Annotated in this window: 21 protein-coding genes; 11 read left to right on the top strand and 10 right to left on the bottom strand. The window is 69.4% G+C overall.

The features are described from left to right. Window positions 1–419: 419 nt before the first annotated feature. Window positions 420–2,018 carry a chromosomal replication initiator protein DnaA gene (dnaA, locus tag ACWDU4_RS10635; protein WP_450113863.1) on the bottom strand — a complete coding sequence of 533 codons (1,599 nt, stop codon included), beginning with the start codon at window positions 2,016–2,018 and terminating at the stop codon, window positions 420–422. Window positions 2,019–2,563: 545 nt separating this feature from the next. On the opposite strand from dnaA, the gene rpmH reads away from it, so the two are divergent. The 10 genes from rpmH (at window position 2,564) to ACWDU4_RS10585 (ending at window position 13,652) form a co-directional block, all read left to right on the top strand. After that, on the top strand, window positions 2,564–2,707 hold the full coding sequence (gene rpmH / locus ACWDU4_RS10630) for a 50S ribosomal protein L34 (protein WP_084734434.1): 144 nt from the start codon (window positions 2,564–2,566) through the stop codon (window positions 2,705–2,707). Between the two features lie 24 nt (window positions 2,708–2,731). Beyond that, window positions 2,732–3,094 carry a ribonuclease P protein component gene (gene rnpA / locus ACWDU4_RS10625; protein WP_450113862.1) on the top strand — a complete coding sequence of 121 codons (363 nt, stop codon included), beginning with the start codon at window positions 2,732–2,734 and terminating at the stop codon, window positions 3,092–3,094. A gap of 5 nt (window positions 3,095–3,099) precedes the next feature. Then, entirely contained in the window at window positions 3,100–3,462 is a 363-nt protein-coding gene (gene yidD, locus ACWDU4_RS10620) for a membrane protein insertion efficiency factor YidD (RefSeq protein ID WP_450113861.1), read from the top strand. A gap of 4 nt (window positions 3,463–3,466) precedes the next feature. Continuing rightward, complete coding sequence (yidC, locus tag ACWDU4_RS10615) at window positions 3,467–4,552, top strand: membrane protein insertase YidC (protein ID WP_450113860.1); 1,086 nt, start codon at window positions 3,467–3,469, stop codon at window positions 4,550–4,552. Window positions 4,553–4,611: 59 nt separating this feature from the next. After that, a complete protein-coding gene (locus ACWDU4_RS10610; RefSeq protein ID WP_450113859.1) occupies window positions 4,612–5,163 on the top strand; it encodes a Jag family protein in 552 nt (183 codons plus the stop codon). Between the two features lie 67 nt (window positions 5,164–5,230). Next, window positions 5,231–5,560 carry a hypothetical protein gene (locus ACWDU4_RS10605; RefSeq protein WP_450113858.1) on the top strand — a complete coding sequence of 110 codons (330 nt, stop codon included), beginning with the start codon at window positions 5,231–5,233 and terminating at the stop codon, window positions 5,558–5,560. Between the two features lie 4,341 nt (window positions 5,561–9,901). Next, the gene (gene rsmG / locus ACWDU4_RS10600) at window positions 9,902–10,573 is read left to right on the top strand and encodes a 16S rRNA (guanine(527)-N(7))-methyltransferase RsmG (RefSeq protein WP_450113857.1); all 672 of its coding nucleotides are present in this window, start codon (window positions 9,902–9,904) and stop codon (window positions 10,571–10,573) included. Window positions 10,574–10,627: 54 nt separating this feature from the next. Then, the gene (locus ACWDU4_RS10595; protein WP_450113856.1) at window positions 10,628–11,632 is read left to right on the top strand and encodes a ParA family protein; all 1,005 of its coding nucleotides are present in this window, start codon (window positions 10,628–10,630) and stop codon (window positions 11,630–11,632) included. Then, the gene (locus ACWDU4_RS10590; RefSeq protein ID WP_450113855.1) at window positions 11,632–12,738 is read left to right on the top strand and encodes a ParB/RepB/Spo0J family partition protein; all 1,107 of its coding nucleotides are present in this window, start codon (window positions 11,632–11,634) and stop codon (window positions 12,736–12,738) included. The genes ACWDU4_RS10595 and ACWDU4_RS10590 overlap by 1 nt, the downstream gene beginning before the upstream one ends. Before the next feature lie 236 nt (window positions 12,739–12,974). Continuing rightward, the gene (locus tag ACWDU4_RS10585; protein ID WP_450113854.1) at window positions 12,975–13,652 is read left to right on the top strand and encodes a GNAT family N-acetyltransferase; all 678 of its coding nucleotides are present in this window, start codon (window positions 12,975–12,977) and stop codon (window positions 13,650–13,652) included. Window positions 13,653–13,690: 38 nt separating this feature from the next. Here the strand turns inward: ACWDU4_RS10585 and ACWDU4_RS10580 are convergent, their stop codons facing one another. From ACWDU4_RS10580 to ACWDU4_RS10555, 6 genes are all read right to left on the bottom strand, one after another. Then, window positions 13,691–14,890, bottom strand: coding sequence for an N-acetylmuramoyl-L-alanine amidase (locus tag ACWDU4_RS10580; RefSeq protein ID WP_450113853.1), 1,200 nt, complete (start codon window positions 14,888–14,890; stop codon window positions 13,691–13,693). Window positions 14,891–14,985: 95 nt separating this feature from the next. Further along, window positions 14,986–15,309, bottom strand: coding sequence for a thioredoxin (gene trxA, locus ACWDU4_RS10575; RefSeq protein WP_450113852.1), 324 nt, complete (start codon window positions 15,307–15,309; stop codon window positions 14,986–14,988). A 48-nt stretch (window positions 15,310–15,357) separates the two neighbouring features. Beyond that, the gene (gene trxB, locus ACWDU4_RS10570) at window positions 15,358–16,347 is read right to left on the bottom strand and encodes a thioredoxin-disulfide reductase (RefSeq protein WP_450113851.1); all 990 of its coding nucleotides are present in this window, start codon (window positions 16,345–16,347) and stop codon (window positions 15,358–15,360) included. Between the two features lie 45 nt (window positions 16,348–16,392). Next, the gene (locus ACWDU4_RS10565; RefSeq protein ID WP_450113850.1) at window positions 16,393–17,004 is read right to left on the bottom strand and encodes a TetR/AcrR family transcriptional regulator; all 612 of its coding nucleotides are present in this window, start codon (window positions 17,002–17,004) and stop codon (window positions 16,393–16,395) included. A gap of 40 nt (window positions 17,005–17,044) precedes the next feature. Then, complete coding sequence (locus ACWDU4_RS10560) at window positions 17,045–17,770, bottom strand: ABC transporter ATP-binding protein (RefSeq protein WP_450113849.1); 726 nt, start codon at window positions 17,768–17,770, stop codon at window positions 17,045–17,047. Then, window positions 17,767–18,894, bottom strand: coding sequence for an ABC transporter permease (locus tag ACWDU4_RS10555; protein WP_450113848.1), 1,128 nt, complete (start codon window positions 18,892–18,894; stop codon window positions 17,767–17,769). Before ACWDU4_RS10555 ends, ACWDU4_RS10560 begins: the two co-directional genes overlap by 4 nt. Window positions 18,895–19,024: 130 nt before the next feature. Here ACWDU4_RS10555 and ACWDU4_RS10550 point away from each other — a divergent pair, with 130 nt between their 5' ends. Beyond that, window positions 19,025–19,600 carry a helix-turn-helix domain-containing protein gene (locus ACWDU4_RS10550; protein WP_450113847.1) on the top strand — a complete coding sequence of 192 codons (576 nt, stop codon included), beginning with the start codon at window positions 19,025–19,027 and terminating at the stop codon, window positions 19,598–19,600. A gap of 20 nt (window positions 19,601–19,620) precedes the next feature. Here the strand turns inward: ACWDU4_RS10550 and ACWDU4_RS10545 are convergent, their stop codons facing one another. The 3 genes from ACWDU4_RS10545 to murJ form a co-directional block, all read right to left on the bottom strand. After that, window positions 19,621–20,352: a hypothetical protein gene (locus tag ACWDU4_RS10545; protein WP_450113846.1), complete on the bottom strand. Its 732-nt coding sequence runs from the start codon at window positions 20,350–20,352 to the stop codon at window positions 19,621–19,623. A 71-nt stretch (window positions 20,353–20,423) separates the two neighbouring features. Further along, complete coding sequence (gene sigM / locus ACWDU4_RS10540) at window positions 20,424–21,020, bottom strand: RNA polymerase sigma factor SigM (protein WP_450113845.1); 597 nt, start codon at window positions 21,018–21,020, stop codon at window positions 20,424–20,426. A gap of 54 nt (window positions 21,021–21,074) precedes the next feature. Further along, complete coding sequence (gene murJ / locus ACWDU4_RS10535) at window positions 21,075–24,905, bottom strand: murein biosynthesis integral membrane protein MurJ (protein ID WP_450113844.1); 3,831 nt, start codon at window positions 24,903–24,905, stop codon at window positions 21,075–21,077. Window positions 24,906–25,168 lie beyond the last annotated feature (263 nt).

Genomic DNA, 25,168 nt, shown 5'->3' with positions numbered 1-25,168 from the left:
CACGGATGGACTGTGAATGGCTTCTCTCCACACAACCTGTTTTCAGAAGAAGATCTTCGAAGAGAATCAAGCAGTAGTAGTAGGTCCTGTGAATTCTGTGCACAAGGGCCTGTCCGCGCAGGTCTCCGCGCATACCGGCGTGGGGAATCCGTGTGGACGGGCCGGGGATCAATTGTGGGTGGCTGTGGATGTCCACGGAGTTGTGCATGTTCATCCACCGTCTGTCCACAATTGATCCCCCGTTGTACCCCCTGTTGTTCACATCCCTGTGGGGTGGAGGCGCCGATTGCTCCCCAATATCGTTCACATCCCTGTGGAGACCTGGGGATGATGCGCCGGACACGGCGATGTGCTGGGAATACGGAAACGGCGGACCGTCATGAGGACGACGGTCCGCCGGAAACAGCAGTGGGAACGGGTCAGCGGGCGCGCTGCTTGATGCGCGCGGTGAGTTCCTGCACCTGGTCGTAGACCTTGCGCTGTTCCGTCATCTGCTTGCGGATCTTCTTGTCCGCATACATGACGGTGGTGTGGTCGCGGCCGAACGTGTTGCCGATCTTCGGCAGCGAGAGGTCGGTCAGCTCGCGGCACAGGTACATCGCGATCTGCCGGGCCTGGGCCAGCGGACGCGTCTTTCCGGGCCCGCACAGATCCTCGATGGCCATCCCGAAGTAGTCCGAGGTGGCCGCGATGATGGTGGAAGCGTCGATCTCGAGTGGGGTCGCGTCGGGCATCAGGTCCCGCAGCACCACCTCGGCCAGGCTGAGGTCCAGCGCCTGTCGGTTCAGCGAGGCGAACGCTGTCACCCTGATCAGCGCGCCCTCGAGCTCGCGGATGTTGCGGTCGAGTCGGCTCGCGATCAACTCCAGGACGTCGTGGGGGACGTCCAGCCGGTCCATCCGCGCCTTCTTGCTGAGAATCGCGATCCGGGTCTCGAGTTCCGGCGGCTGGACATCGGTGATCAGCCCCCACTCGAACCGCGTCCGCAGCCGCTCCTCGAGCGTCGCGAGCTGCTTGGGCGGCCGGTCCGAGGTGATGACGATCTGCTTGTTCGCGTTGTGGAGTGCCTCGAAGGTGTAGAAGAACTCCTCCTGGATGCCTTCCTTGCCCTCGATGAACTGGATGTCGTCGACGAGGAGCACATCCGTCTCGCGGTATCGGCGTTTGAACGCGACCTTCCGGTCGTCGCGGAGGCTGTTGATGAAGTCGTTCGTGAACTCCTCCGTGGAGACGTATCGGACCCGGATACCGGGGAACAGTCGCCTGGAGTAGTGGCCTGCGGCGTGGAGCAGGTGGGTCTTGCCGAGCCCGGAGGAGCCCCACACGAACAGCGGGTTGTACGCGCGGGCGGGTGCCTCGGCGCACGCGACCGCCGCCGCGTGCGCGAACCGGTTGGACGCACCGATGACGAAGGTGTCGAACGTGTACTTGGCGTTCAGGCTGTTCCCGTCCGCGACGGTCCTCGGCGTCACGGCTGGTTTGGTGAAGTACGACGGCCACGACTCGTTGACGCTGGCGATGGCCTCACCGTCCTCGTCCACCTCGTCGTGCTCACCGGGGTCGGGCTCGAAGAGGTCGGCGTCGCCGATGCCGGGTCGGCGGCGGCGGAATGCCTCGACACTGACGGTGCCGGCATTCGCTGCGTCCGATTCGCTCTGCCGCAGGGGCGTCGGCTCCGGTGCCGCGGGCACCGCAGGGAGTGCGGGAGCCAGGGGTACTGCCGGGGCGGGCTCCGCTTCGGTGGGGGCCGCCACCCGGACCCCGAGGCCCTCGACGCCCTCGCCGACGTGGCGGTTCAGCGCTCCCAGGATGGGTTCGCGCAGGTCACGCTCGATCGCTTCCTGAACGAAGGACGATGGAACCGACAGCAGGGCGAACCCCTGAGCGAGGGTGAGCGGACGAACCAGCGCGAGCATGGCTTTCTGCGCCTTGGTGAGCGGGTGACCGGATTCGTCAGCCGTCAGCTCGGCGAGGACCTCCACCCACACTCGTGCCAGTGTGTTCGCTTCCTCGTTCAACTTCGGCCCTCCCGAATCCGTGCCTGGGGAGTCGCGTCCGCCCGATTCGGTCGGCGTTCGCGGGCTGTTGGCCCCTGGGGATAACTTCCCCGCACAAGGGTACGAATATGCCACCTGATCTGTATTTCCACACAATTATCCACAAGTGTGGATAACCCTTTTCTGCGCTGCCGAACGACCCCGGCGGGGTGCCGGCGCCGCCGCGTGCCGCTCTCACCTGGGCAGATGTCGATGGGCTCAGGCGCTGACACTCGGGACCGGGGTGCCGAGGACCACACTACGCACCACCCCTGTGCACAGGGGTGGTCGCTTCGCAAGCACCCCGGGGAGCGTGGCGTGTCGGTCCACGTCGCCGGTTTGACCTGACCGCTGGGGCTGCGTAGTCTCGTACAGTCACCCGAATTCGAGGTGGCGGTTTCGTGCTGACCACGTGGTGTCCTCTGCGGACGCGAGATTGGCCGGTGCACCGCTGTCGTCGGGGGACCACCGGATTTCAGTTACAGACGGTGCCGACCGGCGCCGCCGATTTACAAGGAGTGTCGACCGTGGCCAAGGGCAAGCGGACGTTCCAGCCGAACAATCGCCGCCGCGCGCGCGTTCACGGCTTCCGTCTCCGGATGCGGACCCGTGCGGGCCGCTCCATCATCTCTGCGCGTCGCCAAAAGGGCCGCGCTTCCCTCTCCGCCTGACCCGTTTGAGCGCGGGAGCTCGGGGTGCTGCCTGAGCCGCACCGGTTACGTCGTCGGGCGGACTTCGCGTCCACCGTTCGTCGTGGCCGACGTGCGGCCCGTCAGGACGTGGTTGTTCACGTTCTGACGGAAGTCCGGGCAGATTCGCTGGTCAGCGACCCGGGTCCGCGTTTCGGTTTGGTTGTGAGCAAGGCTGTCGGGCCGGCGGTGATTCGACATCGAGTCGCACGCCGGCTTCGTCATATCTGCGCCGGCCTGGTCGACGAGGTGTCCGAGGGCACGTACGTGGTGATCCGCGCGCTCCCCGGCGCCGCGACGGCCTCGTCGACCGACCTCGACCGGCAGCTCCGGTCGGGGTTGCGCAAGTTGAACCTCATCGGTGGGTAAGTCGCATGACAAGCAACCGCTCGGCGATCACGGGTTGGCTCGGAGCCATCCGGCGGGCCCCGGCGCAGGTGTTGATCTTCTGCATCGAGCTGTATCGGACCTACGTCTCCCCGACCCGGATGCCGACCTGCCGATTCACCCCCACCTGCAGCGAATACGCGGTCGATGCCCTGCGTGAACGCGGAGCCGTGGTGGGATCGGTCCTGACCGTGGTGCGGCTGCTCAAGTGCGGACCGTGGCATCCCGGCGGCTGGGACCCGGTGCCGCTGCGCGGATCCGACCGTCGCGGCGAGCGTGCCGACGCGGCCCTGGACACTGGCAAGAACTCCCACGATCTGGTGAACGTGGGCGAACAGAGGAGTACCTAGAGCCGTGCTCGACTTCATCTACTACCCGGTGTCCTGGATCCTGTGGGTCTGGCACAAGGTCTTTGGCTCCTTCCTTGGCGCGGACAACGGCTTCGCCTGGGCGCTGTCGGTGATGTTCCTCGTGTTCACCCTGCGCGCCATCCTGTACGTGCCGTTCGTCAAGCAGGTGCGCACCACCCGGCAGATGCAGGAGCTGCAGCCGCAGATCAAGGCGCTGCAGAAGAAGTACGCGAACGATCGCCAGCGCATGGCACTGGAGATGCAGAAGCTCCAGAAGGAGCACGGGTTCAACCCGCTGATGGGCTGCCTGCCGGTCCTGCTGCAGGCACCGGTGTTCATCGGTCTGTTCCACGTCCTGCGGTCCTTCAACCGCACCGGCACCGGTTTCGGCCAGCTCGGGATGTCGGTGGAGGAGAACGCGAACACCGCGAACTATGCGTTCTCGGCCGCCGACGTTCAGTCGTTCCTCGACGCGCGTCTTTTCGGTGCGCCGATCGCCGCAGCGATGACCACTCCGACGGCGCAGCTCGAGGCATACGGTGTGCCGATCCCGACGGTGTGGACCATCGCCGCCGTCGCGATCCCGCTGATGATCATCGCGTCGGTCGCCACGCACTTCAACTCCCGTGCGTCGGTGGCCCGCCAGAGTGAGGCCGCTGCCGCGAACCCGCAGGCCGCGATCATGAACAAGCTGTCGCTGTGGGTGTTCCCGCTCGGCGTGCTCGTCGGTGGCCCGTTCCTGATGATCGCGATCCTGCTCTACTGGGTCTCGAACAACATCTGGACCTACGCGCAGCAGCACCTGGTGTTCCGCCGCATCGACGCGGAAGAAGAAGAGAAGAAGGCCAAGGCCCTCGAGCGTCGCGCGGAGAACGCGCCGAAGCCGGGTGCGAAGCCGGCGGCGAAGAAGCGCAAGGGCGCCTCCGCCGCGCAGCAGGCCGCCGCGATCGAACCCGCCGCCGACGCGGAATCATCCGACACCTCGAGTTCGTCGAAGGATTCGCCGACGGCTTCCGGACCGGGATCGAAGCCCAAACCGGGCGCGAAACCGTCGGGCAACCGCGGCAAGAACACCAAACGCAAGCGCTGAGCCGGCGCTCCGACTGCTGAGCGCGGCAGCGCTCCCCCTTCACAGAGAAGAGAACGACGATGGCGAATGATCCGGAAACCGGACGGGACGGAGACGACGAGGTCGTGGCGGACGTGACTGTGGATGCGCCCGTGGACGAGATCGACGAGGAGGACGCGCTCGTCGAGGAGGGCGAGATCGCCGGCGACTACCTCGAACAGCTGCTGGACGTGCTCGACTTCGACGGCGACATCGACCTCGACGTCGAGGGTGACCGGGCCGTGGTCAGCATCGACGGTGGCGACGACCTGACGAAGCTGGTCGGCCGCAGGGGCGAGGTGCTCGATGCCCTGCAGGAGCTCACCCGGCTCGCGGTGCAGCAGGCGACCGGCGAGCGCAGCCGCTTGATGCTGGATGTCGCGGGCTGGCGTGCCGGCCGACGCACGGAGCTCACCGAGATCGGACTGGCCGCTGCGAAGCGGGTGCTCGAGTCCGGCGAGCCCGAGTCCCTCTCCCCCATGACGCCGTTCGAGCGCAAGATCGTGCACGACGCGGTCGCTTCCGTCGACGGTGTGTCGAGCGAGAGCGAGGGTGCCGAGCCCTCGCGTCGTGTGGTGGTCCTGAAGGACTGAGACCGTAGATCCTCGCGAAGGGGCTCCCGACCATCAGGTCGGGAGCCCCTCGTCGTATCACGGGCGCATGTTTCACGTGAATCACCGTGAAACTGGTGGTGTTCCCGAGGGCGTCGAGACAGGTCCCTGGTTCCGGGCCGTCGACGAGCGTGCACCTGCCGTCGCGCGCTCAACGGCGGACGCCGCGAAACGCGCTCTCGGCGAGTTCGTCGCCTGCCGGCCAGTTCATCCCCAGGCCGGCCGGAACCTGTGGAATTCGGTGTCGTCGATGTGGATATTGCGCCTTGACCCCGAAGGATGGCGTCGCCGAGGTTTCCCCAGGGTTGTGGATAACATGTTTGCTGAGCTCACCGACCGAGACGTCACCGCCATGAACACGGCAGGCGCGGCGAGCTGATCCACATCGACTTCAAAGGACTCGGCGGCATCCCGGACGGCGGTGGGCGCACAGGGTTCGGAGCGCCGGCCGCAGGGCATGCTCCGGCGTGGGTTGTGCCCAGCCCTCGCTCGTCTACTCCGAGTGCGCTTCACCGACGGAGAGATCCTCACCGACAGACGCAGGGAGACGGCGGCCCGGTTGTGGACCCGTGCCCACGCGCTCTTCACCGCCCACCGGATCACCGGTGCACGACCGACGAGTGATTCAACCGAACCCTCGCCGTTGAATGGGCGTTGGGCGACTCCCACCGGTTCGAAGCGGCCCGCTCGGCGGCGTACCGGAATCGGCTGCACAACTACGACCGACACCGACCCCACATCGGGATCGCGGGACGGTCGCCGATCTCGACCTCGGCGGCGTTCGCAACGTCCCCGGGAAGTGCGAGCCAGGGCACGTCGCTCCCACTCCCCCGCCTCGGCGCCCTGGCGCTCAATCGCTGACGCGTTTGTCGCCGCGCCGGTGCCACGGCCGGTATCGGCTCTGTCTTCGCGCAGGAGCGGAGTCCGTGGAGCGACTCCGACGTCTGGTCGGACGGCGAGTGTTCCGCCGAGTGCATCCAAGAGGGATCGGGAGACCACCCGAGGCGCCATCGGGGTGTCCCGGCCCCGGAGTGCACGGAGATTCTGACGTGATCGACTGGAGCGCAACAGCTTTCGAGTATGTGACTGCGGCCGAGGCGTGGTGACGGGGAGATGGGATCACGAAACGGGGTGGATGCGGCGATTGGATGACCGCGCAGACCGGACCGTTTCGTCACTGTGACACTGGTGGGGCCACCCGGTCGCGGTCGAAGGGAATCGAGGCGCCGCTCGAGTTGGATCGAGCGACGCTCCATGGTTCAGGCTCCCGGTGTCGGCCGGCCCGCAGCGGGGTGACGAGCACTTGCCGTGGCTGCCTCGGTTGTTGCCTGTCCTGCCGGTGGGGAGCACGGAGCCGCGTATCGGCTTCGCCCTCCGATCCGCCAGGACCGCGGGGAGTTCTGGAGTGGTGTGCGTTGCCGGTGGGGCCGACGATGACCACGCCGTGCGCGGAGGCAGCCGGACGGCAGAATGCGAGCCGCGGCGGTCTCGTGCATTGCGGTTGTTCTTCGTGAGTCCCTGTTGCCGGAGCGAGGGCCCGGTCGCCTACTGGAAGCCCAGACGAGTGGATCGGTTCGGGTTCGGCGGTCGCGCCTCCGGCGGGTGCCGCCGAGTTCTCGGGTTCGAACGATCCTCTCCGCGTCTCCGCGTCTCCGCGTCTCCGCGTCTCCGGCGAGAGGCGCACGGCGCGGCGTTGTCGACTGACCTCTTGCCGCCTCGGGGGCATGGGGCGAGGGTTCCTCGGTGTCCTCGGTGTCCTCGGTGTCCTCGGTGTCCTCGGACCGTGGAGACATGGTCGGGTTTTGAATGTTTCACGTGAATCGGTGCCGGAGGCCACCTGGGTCTTGCTGCTCGGTGGGAAGCGGTCTGACACGGCAGCTGCGGGATCCGGGACTCTTGTTGCGGCGTCACGCGGGACTGCGAGGGCCGGGCCCCGCGAACCCGGTGCGGCATTCGGAATCAGCAGGTTTCCGCACCTTTGGGGGCACGTTTCTCGGTCGCCGTTTCGACGCCCCGGTGTCCAACCGCCGCCCAGCTGCGTTGTCGTCGGCGCCGATACAACAGCGGTATCGGCTTCGCGCAGGAGCTGGCCGGGGCATCGAGACGACCTGCTCGGCGGCAACGTGCTTCGGGGCCCGTGGACGTTCCGAGGAGTTCGACGACGGCTACTGGATGACCTCCCGGCGGTGGGATGCCGCCGCCCGGGGGTACGTACTCGACGGACTCAGACACGTGAACGAGGCCGAGATGAACGAACCCGCGGTGCGACTCCCAGGTCTTGCCGGACGACGAGTGTTTCGCCAGGTACATCCGAGAGGGATGGGGAAGGCGCCGCACCGAGGCAGGGCGCTTCGCGCCGAGCTTCGCGATGTCGGCTGGAGGCCATGCGGCCGGCCGGAGGCCACCGTGTCCGTCGTGTCCGCAGGGCGATGTGGTGTGGGTACTTGCCGCTCGGTGGGAAGTGGTCCCACTCGGCAGGTGCCGCAACCGGGACTCGGGTGCGATGTCACGCGGGCCGGCGAGGATCGTGCCGCGCGACCCCGGTGCGGCATTCGGCGGATCGGCAGGATTTCGCACCGCTTGGGGCGTTGCTCCCAACCCGGGCGTTGCAGGGCTGATCGATGGACCCGGGCTCCAGTCGGTGCCGGTGACGCCGTGAGCGTGCTCGACCGTCGGTCCGGTGTTTCACGTGAACCAGGCGCCTCGCCGGCGGCGTGGTCGCGGCGAGGTTCGGCGAGGCGACCGCGCGGTCGACGGCGGGACTGCTGCCGTCGGCGATCGAGGGCGCCTTCGTGCAGAGCCGCGCGCTCAAGTCGACCCGCTTCGACGACTACTGCACGGGTTCTTCGCGGTGCGTCGGCCTCCGCGGACCCTCGGAATCCTCGGCGCCGCCCGGGGTCGGAGTTCGGCCTCGCCACCGGCACCGCTGTCCGCGCCCCTCCCCTCCCCCATCGGGTGATGGCCATGTTTCACGTGAATCGGTCCAAGCGCCGGACCGAAGGTAGGGCACTTCGTGCCAAGCCGCGCGATGTCGGCTGGAGGCCGAGCCGCCAGCGCGCGGAGCATCGGGTCTGCCAAACCTCCGATCCTGGCGTCCGCGCGCTCGGGTTCACGTGAAACATCGGTTGCACGTCATCGCGGCGGATCGACAGGGGGTAGGTAACGCGCCTGCCCGCAGAGTCGGTGTGCACGCGAACCGGGCCGGTTGGTCGAAGGGGCTTGTGTTGTCGGCACCGCGTCTGGGCAGCGTCGTGCGTCCGCGCGACGAATGGCACACGCTCGATCCCCGATGTGCTCTTCTGGACCATCAACAGCGTGCGTGTCGCTGCTCGCGTGAGTTCCGGACTCGGGAGCCGGGAGGCCACCCTGCAACGGCGTCGGATGCCTCGCCGCCGCCCTGCCTCCGGTGCGGGCAACCCGGCCGTGCGGCGCGACGACTCGGGCCGCGAACTCACCCTGACGTAGTCCTACCGATATCCGCTCGATCCGAACGTGGGACAGTTGTCTCGGCACTCGGTGTGTGCCCCTGTCGGGTCGAGGCGCGGACGTTCCCGCGCATGCGGCGCGGGCGTCCGGTCGTTGCCGGTAGCCATCCATGTCATCCCGTGTCGCTGCGGGTGTGGCCCGGCCGGCGCCCGATCCGGCCGCGGATCGCTCGAGCCCGAGGCGATCGCGGTCGCCCTTCCTGAGGCGGAGCGAACGTGGCTGCCGTCGCAGTCGTTCCGGGAGCCCACGCCTCAGGTGGGTCGACCGTCCGGGCGCAGCGGGGCCGGACGGATTGGCGGGCACCTTCGTCGGCTACGCCGGGCGCCTCCCGATCCGGTTTCCGGTTCGCGGTCATCGCAGGGGGTTCTCCCGACTCCGTCGTCGCCACTGTTTCACGTGAATCGGCCGGGGTGTCGTGGCGTCCGCATGAGGAGGCGTTCGCCGCGTTCGTTCGAGGGTGCACCCCTCCCCTCCCCCACCGGTTCCGAGTCTCATGCGAATCGGCCCGGCGGCGGACGGCAGGACCGGATGCCTCACGGTCCGCCGGCAAGGTCCGGTCACGTGAATCTCCGGCGGATCCGGGTGCGATGGTCCTTGTCGTACCCGACCGCTCGGGCGGTCGGGTACGCGTGATCCGACGGCCGCGGAGGGGGTGACCGTGGTGGGGACGGTGCCGCCGGGCGCCCGGGCCCGATCGACATCGCTCGGTGCGCACCGTCCAGTCACTTCGTCGTCGTGGGCCCGGGGATTGTCGAGCGGGTGGGACGCGGGGAACGTGGCGGTCTCGGCTCCGTGGATCCGTCCGGGGAACGACGAACCCGTCACCGCCGACCTTGCCCACCGGACGATATGCCCGGGCGCCCATCCCCCACGAATCTGGAAATGGCGGGGATCCGAACGGTTCGGTGCCGGGGCGGACCGCGCGGAAGGGCACCCGGCGTGGGGGCGTTCGCACCGGTCCGGATGTCTCCGCCGTAGGCGGGACCGGAGGACCGGGCGCAGGTGGTGAGTCGGCGCCGTCGGCGACCGGGTCGGGGTACCGAGGTGGTTCCGTCGACGAGGGCGCGGGCGGTGCCGGCCGCGGGACCGTCCCGCCACCGGAACCCGATCGGGCGGGCGATCTCGATCGGCGCGGGCCCCGCCGGTCGACGCAGGGACCGCGGCTGTGAACTTCTCATGTCGGACACCGCGATACGGCCTGTTGGTTTGTGGAATACCGAACTCTCGCGGGAAGATGTTTCACGTGGAACCCACCGAACCCGTCGCCATCCCAGAAGCTGCCCACCGTGTTTTCGGGGACCGCATCGAGATCGCCGAGAAGTACCACGATTCCCTCGCGACGGATGGTGTGGAGCGCGGCCTGATCGGCCCGCGGGAGGTTCCCCGACTCTGGGAGCGTCACCTGCTCAACTGTGCGGTGCTCGGTGAACTGATCGGCGAGGGCGAGTCCGTGGTCGACGTCGGCAGCGGCGCGGGCCTGCCGGGAATCCCCCTTGCGATCGCCCGACCGGACCTGCGGATCACCCTCGTCGAACCCCTGCTGCGTCGCTCGGTCTACCTGGCGGAGTTCATCGAGTCGGTGGGGCTGGACGTGCGGGTGGTGCGTGGTCGCGCCGAACAGGCCGGGGTGGTGCAGGAGGTCGGTGGCGCAGACGTCGTCACCTCACGGGCCGTCGCACCCCTGGAGAAGCTGGCTCGGTGGTCGATGCCGCTGGTCCACGAACACGGTCGGATGCTGGCGATGAAGGGGTCCAGCGCCGCCGAGGAGATCGAACGCGATCGTGCTTCCCTCACCCGCCTGGGGGCTGGCAAGCTGGAGATCGTCGAGTGCGGTGTCGGGATTCTCCCGACACCGACGATTGTGGTTCGGGCGGAACGCATTCCGAAGCGGTCGCATCGCCGATGATGGTCGGCGTCGGGTCGTGCCGGTGATCGAGTCACTTCAGTGAAGGAGCAATACATGTCGGGTGGACCCGAATCCACTGTTTCACATGAAACGGACCACAATTCCTCGCGATCCACCGGCATCACGTCCCCGAACGGGCAGGGTGCGCACGCCCCCGGCCCCTACGACGGCATCTCCCTGGAGGAGACGCCGATCGGGGCGGCGGCCCAGCGTGCCAGTCAGGTTCTGCACCCGGGCAGCGTGACCATCCCGAAGCCGGACCACCGCCGGATGCTCACCGTGGCGAACCAGAAGGGTGGGGTGGGCAAGACCACCACAGCCGTCAACCTGGCGTCCGCGTTGGCGGTGCAGGGCCTGACGGTGCTCGTGGTCGATCTGGACCCGCAGGGCAACGCCAGCACCGCGCTCGGAGTCCCCCACCACTCCGGGGTGCCCTCTACCTATGAGCTGCTCATCGGCCAGACCACGGCGAAGGAAGCGGTCCAGCAGAGCCCGCACAGCGAGCGCCTGTTCTGCATCCCCGCCACCATCGACCTCGCCGGCGCCGAGATCGAGCTGGTCTCGATGGTGGCCCGCGAGAACCGGCTCAAGAACGCGCTGTCCGAGGCCTTCCTCTCCGAGCTCGACGTGGACTACGTCCTCATCGACTGCCCGCCGTCGCTCGGGCTGCTCACCGTCAACGCGCTGGTCGCCGTGAACGAGGTGCTCATCCCGATCCAGTGCGAGTACTACGCACTGGAGGGCGTCGGGCAGCTGCTGCGCAACATCGACATGGTCAAGTCGCACCTGAACCCCGAATTGCACGTCTCGACGGTGCTGCTGACCATGTACGACGGCCGCACCAAGCTGGCCGATCAGGTCGCCGAGGAGGTCCGGACCCACTTCGGGGACGCGGTCCTGCGGGCCGTGATTCCCCGGAGCGTCAAGGTTTCCGAGGCCCCCGGGTACGGGATGACCGTCCTCGACTACGATCCCGGATCACGCGGCGCCATGAGTTATCTCGACGCCGGCCGCGAGCTCGCCGCCCGTACCGCAACGACCAACGCGCAGGAGAACTAGTGGCACAGAGAAGCAAGGGCGGTCTCGGTCGCGGGCTTGCCGCGCTCATCCCGACCGGCCCCGACGCCGGACCCCGCCTCGGGTCCGCGGCCGCCGACGTCATCATCGGCAACGTCACGGCCCCGGTGCCGCCGAAGACGGAGGAACCCGCCCCGGAGCCGGTCCCCTCCCCCACCGCCGCGCCCACCCCGGCCAGCGCACCCGCGCCCGCTCGCAAGGCCGCCAGGACCAAGGCCTCCCCGAAGGCGGCGAAGGTGGAAACGGCCGCCGACGAGGACGTCGATCTGGCTCCGGTCGGCGCGAGCTACCGGGAGATCCCGGCGGCGCAGATCCAGCCGAACCCGATGCAGCCGCGGTCGGTGTTCGACGAGGAGGCCCTCGCCGAACTGGTGCACTCGATCCGCGAGTTCGGGCTCATGCAGCCGATCGTCGTGCGCACGACCGGCCCCGACAGCTATCAGCTGGTGATGGGCGAACGCCGGTGGCGGGCCAGCCAGGCCGCCGGCCTCGAGAAGATCCCCGCCATCGTGCGAGAGACCGGTGACGGCGACATGCTTCGCGACGCCCTGCTCGAGAACATTCATCGGGTGCAGCTCAACCCCCTCGAAGAGGCGGCGGCCTACCAGCAGCTGCTCGAGGAGTTCAACGTCACCCACGAGGAGTTGGCGTCGCGGATCGGTCGGTCGCGGCCGGTCGTGACGAACATGATCCGCCTTCTCAAGCTTCCGATTCCGGTGCAGCGCAGGGTCGCTGCCGGGGTTCTCTCCGCCGGGCACGCCCGGGCGCTGCTCTCCCTCGAGGCCGGTGCCGATGCGCAGGAACTGCTCGCCGCCCGGATCGTCGCGGAGGGCATGTCCGTCCGCGCCACGGAGGAGGCGGTCACCCTCGCGAACCGGGACGGCGGCGAACTCCCCGCTCCCCCGGTCAAGCGCAAGCCGATCCAGATGCCTGGTCTGCAGGATGTCGCGGATCGGTTGTCCGGGGCGTTCGACACCCGGGTCACCGTCAGCCTCGGCAAGCGGAAGGGCAAGATCGTCGTCGAGTTCGGGTCGGTGGACGATCTGCAGCGGATCGTCGAGATGATGGAGACGAACGGGGCGAACTAGTCCCGGTCCGTCGGGGTCGAACCACCCGCGGCCGTTACGTCACCGTGACGTTTTGGTGGGCGCGGGCCCCGGTTCGACCCCGACGTGGAACGAAAACTCTTGATGTGCAAGGTGATTGGTAGCCGGTGCGGCCGTGGAGGGTCGGCACCGACCCGATCGCCTATTCTTGACGGTGAGAAGCCGGTAATTCGGGGATCGTGGTCCCCGCGTGCGAGGTCGTGGAGGCGAGAGACAGGGTGTCGATGCGCATCAGTCCGCTCACCCTCGACGGCTTCGACCAACTCCCCCGGCATTCCCGCCGCTGCGTCTTCTGGGAGATGGACCCCGACGCGTTGCGGGACTCTCGGATCTACGCGGACCCCGAGTTCGAGAAGGAAGCGTGGCTGTCGATGGTCATGCTCGAGTGGGGTTCGTGCGGGCAGGTCGCGACCCTCGAAGGGAAGCCGGCCGGCTGCGCGCTCTACTCGCCACCCGGCAACGTGCCCCGGTCCAAGCTGTTCCCCACCTCGCCGGTGAGCCCGGACGCGGTCCTCCTGACCACGATGCGGCTCGAACCGGCGGCGGAGCTGGACGGAGTGGGGCCGAGCCTCATTCAGGCCGTTGTGAGCGATCTGGTGCGCCGTGGCGTGCGTGCGCTGGAGGCGTTCGGCATCGTGCGCGGACCTGACGACGAGCGCACGCCCGGCAGTACGCACGAGTGCGGTCCCACCGAGTGCATGATCGACGCCGGCTTCCTCGAGGACATGGGCTTCGAAGTTGTTGCGGCGCACCACCGCTACCCGCGCCTGCGACTGGAGCTCGACCGCGACCACGGCTGGAAGGCCGACGTCGAATCGGCGCTCGAGCGGCTCCTGATGGCGGCGGCGGTGACCGCGGCCGACAGCGGCCAGCGGGCGGCCGTGGGCGTGCTGTGACCGGCGCGCCGTAACCCCTCGGGGCGAAGGCCGCCCGCTCAGGCCCGGTCGGCCTTCGCGAGCTCTTCGGCGAGCAGTTCCTTGAACGTGTACGTGCCGGTCGGCTGGTCGTCCTGCCCGAGCAGGTACAGACGCTTGACGGCGACCAGGATCGCCTCGGCGATGATGTCCCGGTTGCGCGGGTTGATGAGGGTCTTCACGTCGGAATCGTTTGTGAGATAACCGATGTCAATCTGGACCGTTGGCATCGTGGTGAGCCGCAACAGATCCCACGAACGACCATGAGTGCGGCAGTCCTGAAGTGGTGCGCGAGCGACGATTTCACGCTGGATGAAGCTGGCAAGCACCTGTCCGATCCGGGAGGACGCGCCGTGCGAGTTGCCGAAGTGGAAGCTGGCGACACCGTTCGCGTGCGGGCTCGGGCTGGTGGCGCAGCGCAGCGAGATCATCAGGTCCGCGTCGAACGAGTTGGACGTCTCGGCCCGTTCCGCCGTCGACGGGTTGCTGTTGGCCGGATGCGAGAGGAAGGTCTCCATGCCGGTCGCGGCCATCCGGCCCTCGAGCCGACTGGCGATGTCCCAGAGGATCTGGGCCTCGGTGATCGGACCGTGCGGCGTCGGCAGCACGAGACCGCTGGTGTCGCCGCCGAGATCGGGGTCGATGACGATCCGCTTGCCGCTCAGCTGCGGGCCCGACCGCCGGACCGACTCCTCCTCGGTGATCGCGTGCGGGGAGCCCCCGGTGACGCGGGTGCCGAGCAGGTCAAGGGACCGCAGCGTCTGCGGACCGCAGATCCCGTCGGACGCGATGCCGATCTCCCGCTGGAACGACGACAGGCCCTCGTGTGTCTTCGGCCCGAAGTAGCCGTCGACCCGGCTCGAGTAGAAGCCCAGGTCCTGCAATCGGGTCTGCAGCGCGGCGACGTCGTCACCGTACTGCGGCGCCGAGAGCTGGTAGGCGAGGGTGCGGGCGCCGAGCCGGTAGGACGCCTCTCGCAGCGCTCGATACGTCGCGGCTCCGACCACTCCGTCGACCAGCAGCCCACGCTGCTGCTGGAAGGCGCGCACCGCGCTGTCGAGGTGATGGTCGAACACCGCGTCCGGGGCCACCCACTGGGAACCGTTCACCGCCTCCCGGGGGGAGGTGGAGACGCCACCGCGGAGGTAACCCAGGGCGGAGAGAGTGCCTCGAACCTCGGCAACGGCGGGACCGTGGTCGCCGTGACAGAGTCGATGCATGCGTATGAAACCTTTCTCGTCCTGACGGCAACACCCAGGGGTGATTCTCGCAGAAACCCCCGGGGAATCGGCAATCCCGGGGGCCGTGGCGACCGTTACAGAACTTCGGAAAGGTCCTTGAGCAGTGCTGCCTTGCCCTTGGCGCCGACGATCTGCTTCACCGGCTTGCCGCCCTGGAACAGGATCATCGTCGGGATGGACATCACCTGGAAGTCCCGGGCCGCGGACGGGTTGGCGTCGATGTCGAGCTTGGCGATGGTCAGCTTGTCGGCATGCTCACCGGCGATCTCCTCGAGCACCGGCGCGACCATCTTGCACGGACCGCACCAGGTGGCCCAGAAGTCGACGAGCACGGGCTTCTCGGAGTCGAGCACGTCCTGCTTGAACGAGTCGTCGGTGATGGTGATGGTGTTCGCCATGGGTGTCTCCTCGGGGACGGGGTGGATCGAATGGGTGCGGGGACGGGGTCAGGCGTCGACGGACACCGTGTTGCCGGCCGCCTCGACGGTGTTGGCGGTGATGTCGCCGCGCTCGGCGAGCCAGCGCTCGGCGTCGATCGCCGCGGACGCACCGGTGCCTGCGGCAGTGATCGCCTGGCGGTAGGTGTGGTCGACGAGGTCACCCGCGGCGAACACGCCCTCCACCGAGGTGTACGTGGTCGGCGCCTGCACGCGCACGTAGCCCTCGTCGTCGATGTCGACCTGGCCCTTGACCAGCTCGCTGCGCGGATCGTGACCGATCGCGACGAACATGCCGGTGACCGGCAGCGTCGACTTCTCACCGGTGACGGTGTCGCGGATCACCAGACCGGTGACACTGTTCTCGCCCACCACCTCGACCGGCTCGGCGTTGGTGACGATGCGGATCTTCTCGTTCGCCTTCGCGCGCTCGAGCATGATCCGGGACGCGCGGAACTCCTCGCGACGGTGCACCAGCGTGACCGAACGCGCGAAGCGGGTCAGGAACGTGGCCTCCTCCATCGCCGAGTCGCCGCCGCCGATGACGGCGATGTCCTGGTCCTTGAAGAAGAAGCCGTCACAGGTGGCGCAGGCGGACACTCCGCGGCCGAGCAGGGTCTCCTCGCCGGGGATGCCGAGGTAGCGGGCTGCGGCGCCCATCGCGAGGATCACGGCGTGCGCGTAGTACGTCTCACCGTTCGCGACGACCTTCTTCACGGGGCCGGTCACGTCCAGCTCGTCGACGTCCTCGGTGCGGATGTCCGCGCCGAAGCGCTTGGCCTGCTCGCGCATCTCGTCCATCAGGTCCGGGCCCATGATGCCCTCGCGGAAGCCGGGGAAGTTCTCCACCTCGGTGGTGGTCATCAGGGCCCCGCCGAACTGGGTGCCCTCGAACAGGAGCGGCTGCAGTTCCGCACGCGAGGCGTAGACCGCGGCGGTGTATCCGGCGGGTCCGGAACCGACGATGATCAGGTCACGAACCGAGGTCGGAGTAGTCATGCGGGCCTTCCGGGAGATGGGGATGTTGACTGGCTCAACACCAGACTAGGGGGTGATGTTCCCCGGCAGGCCCCGTGCAGCGAGGAACGTCACGTACGGCTCGATCAGCTCGATGGCCCGGGATCGCGCCGCCGCCACGTCCGCGCCGGCCTCGATCTGCCGGGACGCGGCGTGCACGACGGCGCTCACCAGGTCGGCCGTCTCGGCCGGATCGGTCACCCCGAGCTCGTCGAGCGCGGTCACCAACGGGGCCTTGAGCTGGTGGTGCAGTTCCGCGCTTGCCTCGTTCAGCTTCTCGCTCGGCGCGGCGGCCGCGATCGCGGACGCGATGGCGTGCTCGCCCTCGGCGACCAGGTCGAGGTTGGCGCGCACGTACGCCAGGACCCGGCGGTCGGCGGGACCCGCCGCGGCCATCGCCTCCTCCACGCGCGCCGACCAGCGCGGGAACGCGTCCTCGATCAGCGCCTCGAGCAGGTGCTGCCGTGACCGGAAGTACTGGTACATGCTGGACCGGGCCAGGCCGGCCCGGGCCGCGACCTCGGCGAAACCGAGGACCTCGGGGTTGCCCTCGGCGAGCACCTCGCGGGCGGCGTCGAGCAGGGCGCGTTGCTGCGCGGCCCGGTGCTCGGCGACCGTCGGTGCGGTGATCCGTGGCAAACGCCGTCCCCTTCCCCGGTTCGGCCGATCCGGGCGGGGCTCAGACGGCGGTGAGGCGACCGTCGGTCATCGTCACCACCCGGTCGCAGTGGTCGAGGACATCGTAGTCGTGGGTGACCATGACGGTGGCGGTGCCCGATTGCCGGGTCTCCTGCGCCAGCAGCCGCACGATGTCCTGGCTGCGGGCCCGGTCCAGGGCCGCGGTCGGCTCGTCCACCAGCAGCACCGACGGGCGGGCCACCAGGGCTCGCGCGATGCCGACCCGCTGGCGTTCGCCGCCGGAGAGCTGGTCGGGGCGACGATCCAGTTTGTCCCCGAGCCCGACCGCCTCGAGCAGTTCGCGCGGGTCGCGGAACCGGGACCGCTCCGACCGGGGCGCCATGCGGGCGAGGAGCTGCAGCTGCTCGGTGGCGGTGAGCGCGGCGAGCAGGTTGCCGGACTGGAAGACGAACCCGATGTGGGTTGCCCGGAACCGGGCCAGTTCCCGGCGGGACAGCGCGGTCAGGTCGTGGCCGTCGACGAGGACGGTGCCGGAATCGACGCGACCGAGGCCACCCGCGACGGCCAGCAGGCTCGACTTGCCCGAGCCGGAGGGTCCGACGACCGCGACGAACTCACCGGGTGCGACGGTCAGGTCCACGGCGTCGAGCGCGACGACCGTGCCGGCCCCGTCCCCCAGGGTCAGGTTCGCCCCGCGCAGCGACAGACCGGCGTCCGTGGTCTCTTCGGTGGAATCGGTTGCGGTGGAATCATTCCGGGTGGTCATCGGGCACCTCCGAGTGCGGTCAGGGGGTCGACGGATGCGATGCGGGCGATGGCGGCGGCGGAGCCGAGCAGACCGAGCACGATCAGCAGTGCCGAGGCGGTCACGACGGCGGCCGGATCGAGGGCGAACGGCACTCCCCCGCCGATCAGCGCCCCGAGGCCGGAGCCGATGGCCGCCCCGACCGCGGTCGCGGCGAGCAGCAGGAGAAGAGCCTGGGCGAGCCCGTCCCGCAACAGGTATCGGGTCGGCGCACCGAGTGCGCGCAGCACCGCGATCTCGTGCTTGCGCTGGATCGTCCAGACGGTGAAGAACGCCCCGACCACCAGAGCTGAGATCGCGTACAGGAACACCTGGATCAGGGACAGCGTGCTGGTCTCCGCGGAGAAACCGGGCGAGGAGGCGAAGGAGTCCTCGAGCTTCACGGAGGACGTGTTCGCGGCCGCGTCACCCGCCGCGAGATCCAGCTTGGAACCCGGAAGCGACTGCAGCGCAACGGCGGTCGCTTCGGTGTATGCCTGCGCGGGTGCGGTGTCGTCGGGGCGGGTGCCCGCGTGGATCTCCTGCCAGGTGCGCAGCGGCACGAACGCGACGTCGACATGGCCGAAGGTGTGCTGCTCGGCGGTCGCGCCGACCACCCGCAGTGTGGTTCCGAGCCGGTCGATGGTGATCGTGTCGCCGATCTTCAGGCCGGCGTCGAGGGCGGTGCTGCTGACCACCAGGCCGTCCGGGTCGGCCAGCCCGCTGCCCGCCGCGGCGGCCGGGGCCAGGAAGGAGTCCGGCTCGACCCCGAACAGGGCCAGGTCCACCGGCACCCCGCTGTCGCTGTGGGCGTTGACGAGGAAGTTGCCGAACGGGGCGGCGTCCGCGACACCGGGTTGCTGCCGCCAGGCCTGCACCTGCTCTTCGTCGACGACCGACCGGGAGAAGGCGCTGTCCGTCTTGGTGCCTGCCCCGAAGGCGAATGCGGTCACCGGCAGTCGTTTGAGCCCGGAGACGCCGTCCTCGACCAGTCCGGACGAGAGTCCGGACAGGAGAACGGTGAGGACTGCGATGAGGGCGACGACGCCGCCCATCAGTCCGAAGCGGGCGCGGGCGAACCGCAACTCCCGTAGTGCGAGGAACATGGCATCTCCTGAGCCCTGGGGGCATTTTCACGACAGTGTGTCGGCAAAGATACCAACACCGAGTCGTCAAGATTGGCGTGGGGCCCGAACCGGTGGCCCCGACCGGTTCCAGGGGCGACAATCAGGAGCGATGAACACCACCACATCGGGTCGGCCCCGTGACCCCCGCATCGACACCGAGGTCTTGACCGCAACGCGAGAGTTGTTGCTGGAGGTCGGATTCGACCAGCTGAGCGTTCGCGCCATCGCGAATCGTGCCGGGGTGAGCCGGGCCGCGATCGGGCGCCGGTGGGACTCGAAGGCGCAACTCGTCCTCGACGCCGTCCTCGGCGTGACCCCGGATCTGGCTCCCTTCGACGGCGCCGACCGGGAGGGCTGGATCCGATGGGTGGTCACCGGCAGCTCCGAACTGTTCCGGCAACCGGCGGTGCGGGCGGCGGTGCCGGGGCTGCTGGCCACCCTCCGCGATCACGACGACCTGCGCACCGCGCTGTGGCGCAACTTCGCCGGGCCGGCCGCCGCGCTGTTCCCCGGACGCACCGCGCACGACGGCACCGACCCGGACACCGCCCGGGCCCTGCTCGCACTGGGGGCAGGCGCGGCGATGTTCCTGTCCCTGATCGCGCCGAGCGAGGACACCGACGAGGTGCGCGAGGCCATCCTGGCCGTCCTGTTGCCCGGTGCCGGGGTCGAGCCGTCCGGGTAGATCAGCTCAGGGGCCCTGCGTCAGCCGATGTCGGCGCGCGCCAGGGTCGCGGGATCCTCTGCACTGCAACTGGATCGGACGACCAGCGCGGTGATCTGAGGCGGTCGCGGTCCCGCGAAGAGCAGCAGCACACCGGCGGCGCCCCGCAACCGGACCGGCCCGGATCCGAGTAGCGCCGTCGTTGGGTCGATTCCGTTGGCACGCAGGCATTCCGCACGCTGACCCGGATCGGAGAGGCTGCCCAGCGCGGTGTGGCCGAGCATGGCGAGCGCGGTGTCGGGCCGCAGGTCGTCGCCCAGCTGGACGGTCCCCGGCGGATCGGCGAGCGCGGTGGTGCCGGGTGCGGTGTCGGGGTCGTCGGCCACGATTCGGGAGAAGCCGATCGCACCGGCCGCGAACACCACCAGCGCGGCGGCGGCCGCTGCAGCGACCCGAACAGGGTCGAAACGGCGGGTCCGCGGTGCGACGGTCGACGCCAGGTCGCCGGCGGCCGTGGCGTCGTCGAGCGCGGCGTGCAGCCGGGCGATCACATCGTCGGGAGCAGGCGGCGCGGGTGCGGGGTCGGTGCGCAGGGCGCCGAGTTCGGCACGGACCCGGTCGAGAGCGGTCAGGGTCGCGCGGGCCTCCGGGTCGTGCGCGACGGCGGTCCGCATCCGGTCCGACACGTCGGCGGGCAGTACGTCACCGTGCAGATCGGCGAGTTGTTCGGGAGTGAACGGGGGGCGAAGCGTGTCGTCACCCTCGGCGACCATGGCACCTCCCCTGCGATCGTTGACTGTGGACCCTCCCCGATGGCGCCGGTTCACACCGTGCGTCACAAGGATTAGACCCCGCGCGGGCCGATTTGGTTCCGCTCTGCTCGAATGTATTTCAACTGTTGCGCGAGTTTGTTACGCGCCCGCGAGCACCGGCTCTTCACGGTGCCCTCCGGAACCCCCAGCAGCGCGGCCGCTTCCGCCACCGAGTAGCCCTCGAGGTCGACGACCACGATCGCGGCGCGCTGATCGGGTGGCAGCGTCGACAGCGCGTCCTCGATCGTCAGCGCCGTCTCCCGCTCCGCCATCGCGTCGCGGGTTTCCGCGGGCTCCGCACCCTCCCCCTCGGCCAGCGGCACCGTCGGTCGGGCGCGGTTGCGCCGGATCCGGTCCAGACACGCGTTGACGACGATCTTGTGCAGCCAGCTCCGGACCGCGGCGTCCTCCCGGAATGTCGCGGCAGTGCGGTGCGCCGACAGCAGCGCCTCCTGCAGCGCGTCCTCGGCATCCTGGATCGTGTAGCTGGTGCGGCGCGCCGTCTGCCACAAGTGGTCCTGATGTCGGCCCAGCAACTCCGCAAATGCACGTGGCTCCCCCGCCGCGTGCGCCGCCAGCAGCTGGGCATCGGACAACCCAGCCACGGCGATCCCCCTGTTGATTCGCACGCGCGATGCTAACCGACCGGGGGGTCTCCAGTCACTCCCTCGGGAGCGAAGTGTCTAACGAGTGGACTCGAGTCCGATCTCCGCGATCGTGGTCTGGTTCTTGCCGCCGTCGGTGCCGAGCTTGGTGATCCACACCAGCACGCGGCCGGTGCTGCTGTCCATGGTCACCGGGATGGTCGTGACGCCGTTCTCGAGGGTCGCGCGGCCGATCACCTGGGTCTGGTCGAGTGTGGGCCGGTCGCTGGGCGCGGTCCGGATCTCGACCTGCGTGCCGACGCTCGGCGAGGTGATGGTGACCTCGCTCAGCCGCGCCGGCTGCGCCAGACCGACCAGCAGCCCGACACCGTTCTTGAAGCTCGGGAACTGGTCGAAGTACGCGTCGGTGCTCCACTTCGTGGCCGGGTCGCCGTCGACCGCCAGCGCAGCCGTGGTCGGATTGTCGGCCGATCCCTGGGGCGAGAACACCGTCGCACCCGCAGGCGTCACCGGGGTGGGTGCCACCGGTGCCGGGGCGGCGCTGGTCGCGGCCGAGGGTGCCTCCTGACCGGTGGTCAGGCCGATGTTCTGCTCGTTGAGCGGCTCGTCGGAGCTGCTACCGGCCAACAGGTTGGTGAGCCACCAGCCGGCCAGCGCGAGCACGATCACGGTGAGCACGCCGAGCGTCGACAGCGCGATCAGCATCCGGTTGCTGCGGGTCTTCGCGACCTCCGCGCTCTCCTCCTCGGACAGCGCGTGCCCGGTCGAACCGGCCGGCCGCTGACCGAGCCGCAACGCGGGCATCATGTCGGTCTTCTGGTCGACGACCGATGCCTGGTCCAGGACGTGCTGGACCGTCGCGGCGGTGCGGATGCCGCCGTCGCTCTCCAGGGCCCGGACCGCGACCGCGGAGATCTCGAACGGCACTTCCGGTCGCACGACCCGAGGTTCGACCGGACCGGTGCCGTCCCGGTCGGCGAGCTTCATGCCACCGACCGTGTTGACGGGCCGGGTGTCGGCGGGAGCTCCGGACTCGGGCGCCGGGGCCGGCTCCCCGAGCGGCCACCGCGCGGTGATCAGTGCGTAGAGCATCGCGCCCAGCCCGCGGACGTCGGACGGTGCGTCGGCGTCGGACAGCGTCGCGGGGAACGCGAGGACCGCGTTGCCGTCGACGGAGATCCGCACCCGGTCGGGGTGGTCGATGGACAGGGCGCTGCCGCTGCGGTGTGCCGACTCCGCCGCGGACGCCAGTGCCCGGATCGCCCGGGCGGCGCCGACGGGGGACGGCGTGGTGTCGGCCATCTCGCGCAGCGACCGGCCCGGCGTCCACTCGGCGACGACGATGCCGCCGGAGCTGCCGCGGACCACGTCCAGGACCCGGGCCAGGCCGGGCGAGTTGATCCGGCCGAGCCGCAGGGTGCGCGAGAGCACCGCCTGCGGACCGGTGGCGTCGGAGGTGTCGTTGCCGGCGCGCTGCTCCGCGTCGACGAAGGTCAGTGCCACCTCGCGGTCCAGCTTGGTGTCGTGGGCCTGCCAGAACTTCAGGCCCCGGGCGCCACCGTGCGGGGCCAGCAGCCGGTACCGGCCACCGGCGACGGAGGCTCCGGCGATCAGCTTGGGGCCGCGGGGAGCGCTGCGGCGTGCCGTCCCGCTGCCGTCGCCGACCCGCATCGGGGGCAGCTGCGGCGAGCCGATCGGGATGACGCCGGTGTCGACGGTGAGGTCGCGCTCGGGGCGGACCCGGCTGTCGGCGGCACGCTTGTCCGCCGGACGCTTGTCGGCGTCGTTCGCCGGTGTGGCCGGACGCTTGTCGGCGGGGCGAGTGGACTCGGATTCGGATGCGCGTGGTGCCGGCGCGGACGCCTCCACCGTGGAACTGCCGGTCTGGCCGCCGGCAACGTTTTCGTCGCTCACCCTCGCTCCTTCGTGCAGCTCGTTTGAATCTCCCGTGGTCGGCGCCCCGGTACGTCGGGCACCAGGGTACGGGAGTTGTTCGCCGCCGCCGCGTTCTACCAGAGGACGCCCGATGACGGGTAGCAGTTCGGTGTCTGCCTCGTAGATCGACACGGCGTCGAGGCGTGCCATCGACCCCGTGTCGGACCGTGCGGCGGGTGCCGTCGCGGCGACCGCTCCGGCCTCGGCCGGTGCCACGACCGGCTGTGCCGGCGTCCGGCCCAGCACCCGGTTGACCAGGCGGGTCACCGCGACCGTCCCGGCGACGACCTCGGGGACGCCGGCGATCCGGAGCAGCGTGAACGTCACCGCGAGCATGAGCACGGCGCACAGCCCGACCTGGACGAAGGCGCCGGGCCCGCCGAACCGGTCCCCGAGCCGGTCCAGGCCGAGGAGTTCCTCGGCGGCCAGCATCGCGATGCCACCGGCCACCGAGGCGATGACCACCAGCACGACCGTCTTGCCGACGTTCGCCATGCGCAGCGACCCGAGGCTGCGGCGCAGCAGCACCGCACCGATCACCGCACCGGCGGTGAACCCGAGACCGTTCGCGACACCGAGCAGGCTGACCACCTGCTCGTCGTCGGTCGCCACCACCGGCGCCAGGACCGACAGCACGACCTTCACCGTGGTGATGCCGAGGATGATCCAGGTCGGCGTCCACGCCTGCTCGCGGGCGTAGAAGACGCGCAGGTGGATGAGGACCAGGGCGTACGGGATCAGGGTGAACGCGGACCAGCTCACCGCGTGGCCGAGGCGTTCGGCGTCGTGCTCGCCGAAGTTGCCGTAGCCGAACAGCGCGTGCCCGACCTGGGGTCCGGCGAAGGTCAGGAACACCACGATCGGCAGCAGCGACACCATCGTCAGGCGGGTCGCGACAGAGAGATCGTCGACGACGGCGGGGGTGTTCTCGTCGGCGGCGTTGCGGCTGAGCCGCGGCATGATCGCGGTCAGCACGGTGACGCCGAGGATGCCGTACGGCAGCTGCAGCAACAGCCACGCCTGCTGGTAGATGACCGGTCCCGCGGCGTCCGCGTCCGCCGCGATGCGGGTGCCGATCGCGAAACCGATCTGGCTGATCAGCACGTACAGCACGATGGCGACGCCCATGCCGGCGAACATCTTGAGCCGGGTGTCGAGACCCCACAGCGGGCGCAGGTTGATGCCCTGCCGCCGGATCGCGGGCAGCAGCGTCACCACCTGCACCACCACGCCGAGGGTGAAGCCGAGGCCGAGCACCAGCAGCCGCGTGGTGGTGACCTCGTCACCGCCGGGCAGCAGCCAGTACACGGCCAGCACGGCGAGGACCGTCAGGTTGTTCAGCACCGGCGCCCAGGCACCCGGTTTGAACACCTGCCGGGTGTTGAGGATCGCCGTGAGCAGCGCGGACAGGCCGTAGAACAGGATGGCAGGCAGCAGCAGATAGGCGAAGTTGGTCGACAGGTGCGCATCGACCTTGCCGTCGTTCGGCAGGAACAGGCGGGTCAGCAGCGGCGCGGCGAGCACCGCGGCGGTCGCGGCCAGTCCGAGGGTGACCACCGACAGGGTGAACAGTCTTCGGACGAAGGTGGCGCCGCCGTCCTCGTCCTCCTTCTCGGCCCGCACCAGCACCGGAACGACGATCGCGGTGAGTACCGCTCCGAGCACCAGCTCCGAGATCATGTTCGGCAGCTGGCTTGCGACGGTGAACGAGCTCGCCGCCGCCGAGCCAAGCGCGGTCAGCAGCAGCACCTGCTTGAGGAACCCGGTGATCCGGCTGACGAGTGTCGCGATCGCGATCGACCCGGTCGACGCGATCAGCCGGGAGTTCGAGTTGTCCGGCTCGGTGTCGTCGTCGTACTCGTCGGTGTCGGTCGACGGCACCACCTGCTGAGGTGCGGTCGTCGTCGGCCGCGTCGTTGCCGGTTGGGGCGGCGGGCCGGATTCGGCGACCGGTGGCACGAAACGCTGCGGCATCGCCCGCGTGGCGTCGGAGCCGGGCGCCGCCGCCGGTGCGGGGCGCGGCGGGTACTGCTGCGGTGGATGGGGCGGTGCCGGTTGCGACTGATTCGGGTGGGGCCGGGGCGGGTACGGCCGGGACTGCGGCGGATACGGCTGCTGCGGTGGATACGGCCGCATCGGAGCGGGCGGCTGTCGCCGCGGATCCGGCGGCGGTCCGGCGGGGTTCCGCTCCCAGGGGGCCCGTGAGGGATGAGGCTGCTGGTCGCGACCGGTTTCGA

The organism is Rhodococcus sp. NPDC003348 (genome assembly GCF_053589375.1).
Note: the sequence above shows the minus strand (reverse complement) of the source record. Positions and strands in the feature narration are given on the sequence as shown.